Origin of the sequence: Cetobacterium sp. (assembly GCF_048470075.1) — a bacterium.
GTDB lineage: Bacteria > Fusobacteriota > Fusobacteriia > Fusobacteriales > Fusobacteriaceae > Cetobacterium_A.
The window spans coordinates 1-2644 of record NZ_DBGBQB010000288.1 but is presented as its reverse complement, the minus strand read 5'-3'; the positions used below and the strand labels follow the sequence as shown (position 1 = coordinate 2644).

The 2644-nt window shown below is 33.2% G+C and carries 2 protein-coding genes; both read left to right on the top strand.

The window, feature by feature from the left end:
* The first annotated feature begins 101 nt into the window (after nt 1–101).
* Nucleotides 102–1295, top strand: coding sequence for a methionine gamma-lyase (gene megL / locus ACMOUI_RS10195; protein ID WP_418965589.1), 1194 nt, complete (start codon nt 102–104; stop codon nt 1293–1295).
* A 22-nt stretch (nt 1296–1317) separates the two neighbouring features.
* A partial coding sequence (locus ACMOUI_RS10190) for a Na+/H+ antiporter NhaC family protein (RefSeq protein WP_418965590.1) occupies nt 1318–2644 on the top strand: 1327 nt, incomplete at its 3' end.

The following is a 2644-nucleotide window of genomic DNA, read 5'->3' as shown; positions in this document are numbered from 1 at the left end:
ACTGTTATATAACAGTTTATTATCACTATTATTGAAAATAAAGTATCGAAATGATATAAAATAATAGTGATATTTTTAATACACACACACGGAGGAAAAAAATGAATAAAAATGAAAAAAATGGTTTTGGAACAATAGCGATTCATGGTGGAAGTGAAAAAAATCCTTTTGGAACTTTAGCTACACCAATCTATCAAACATCAACATTTATATTTGATTCAGCTGAGCAAGGGGGGAAAAGATTTGCTCTAGAGGAGGAGGGATATATCTACTCAAGATTGGGGAATCCGACAGTAACAGTTGTAGAGAAGAAATTAGCTCTTTTAGAAGAGGGAGGAGCAGCAGTGGCTACAGCTTCTGGAATGGGAGCAATAGCTTCAGTTATGTGGACAGTTTTAAAAGCAGGGGACCATGTTTTAGCAGATAAAACACTTTATGGATGTACATTTGCACTACTTAGTCATGGACTTACAAAGTTTGGAATAGACGTAGAGTTTATAGATACATCAGATTTAGAAGCTGTAAAAAAATCATTAAAAGGAAATACAAAGGTTGTTTATTTAGAAACACCAGCAAATCCAAATCTGAAAATTGTTGATATAGAAGCAGTTTCAAAAATAGCTCACACACACAATGAGGATATATTAGTTGTAGTGGACAATACATTTGCAACACCGTATTGCCAAAAACCTTTAACATTGGGAGCAGACATTGTTGTTCACTCAGCTACAAAATATTTAAATGGACATGGAGATGTAATAGCAGGTTTTGTTGTAGGTAAAATGGATTTAGTAACTCAAGTTAGACTTGTAGGAGTTAAAGATATGACTGGAGCGGTTTTAAGTCCAATGGATGCCTACTATATAATTAGAGGTATGAAAACTTTAGAGATTAGAATGGAGAGACACTGTTCTAATGCTAAAAAAGTAGCGGAGTTTTTAAATGCTCACCCTAAGATTGAAAAAGTGTTCTATCCAGGATTAAAAACACACCCTGGACATGAGGTAGCATGTAAGCAGATGAAGGATTTTGGAGGAATTTTTGCCTTTGAATTAAAAGGTGGAATGGATGCAGGAAAAACTCTATTAAATAACTTAAAACTTTGTTCTTTAGCAGTTTCACTAGGGGATACAGAGACACTTATTCAGCACCCAGCTTCAATGACTCACTCACCATATACAAGAGAGGAGAGATTAACAGCTGGAATCACTGATGGACTAGTTAGAATCTCTGTAGGGCTTGAGGATGTAGAGGATATAATTGCAGATTTAAGAAATGGACTGAATACATTATAATAAAAACTGTATTAGAGGAAAGATTATGAATAAAAGCAACGCAAGTTTTAAAGGACTTATTCCATTTATAGTTTTTATCTTAGTATACTTAGGAACAGGACTATATTTTGAAATCAAAGGAACAGAAATGGCTTTTTATCAACTCCCATCTCCAGTAGCTATAATCGCTGGAATTGTTTGTGCATTTATACTTTTTAAAGAAAGCATTGATGAAAAATTTGATACTTTTGTAAAAGGATGTGGAAATTCAGATATAATTATAATGTGTGTTATATATCTATTAGCTGGTGCATTTGCTGGTGTTTCTAAAGCTATGGGTGGAGTGGAATCAACAGCTAATTTAGGGCTTACATACATACCAGTTCATTATATAACAGCAGGAATCTTTGTGATAACAAGTTTTATCTCTACTGCAACAGGTACATCTGTTGGTGCTATCGTGGCAATAGCTCCCATAGCAATAGAACTTTCAACAAAATCACACATACCCCTGCCTATATTATTGGCTGCTGTTATGGGTGGTGCAATGTTTGGAGATGATTTATCGATGATTTCAGATACAACAATTTCAGCAACAAGAACACAAGGTTGTATGATGAAGGATAAATTTTTAGCCAATATTGGAATAGCTCTACCTGCTGCTATAATAACATTTATATTATTCTTATATTTTGGAAAACCATTAGACATTATAGCAACACAAACTTACGATTATGATCTATTAAAGGTTTTACCCTATGTTTTTGTACTTGTATTATCCTTAGCAGGAATTAATATATTTGTTGTCTTGACAGGAGGAATAGTCCTTTCAGGTGCAATAGGTATCTATTATAACTCATTTTCTTTAATCGGATTTACAAAAGAGATTTATATTGGTTTCCTTAATATGAATGAGATATTTTTACTATCACTTTTAACAGGAGGGCTTGCGGCTCTTGTTACTAAAGCTGGTGGAATAGAATGGATTCTTAATAAAATTAATAAACTTATAAAAGGAAGAAAAAGTGCAGAATTTGGAATAGGTTTATTAGTTGCATTGACAGACTTAGCTGTTGCCAACAACACTGTAGCCATTATTATAAATGGACCAATAGCTAAAAAAATATCTCAAGACCATAAACTTGATAAAAGAAGAGTGGCTGGACTTTTAGGAATATTTTCATGTATTGCTCAAGGAGTTATCCCTTATGGAGCACAAATGTTAATACTTATTGGATTTTGCAAAGGTAAAGCGACACCATTTGAAGTAATCCCCCTATTGTGGTATCAACAGATACTATTGATATTTACTTTAATCTCTATCGTAATACCATATTATAAAAGATTTTTAGCAAAACCAACTATAAATC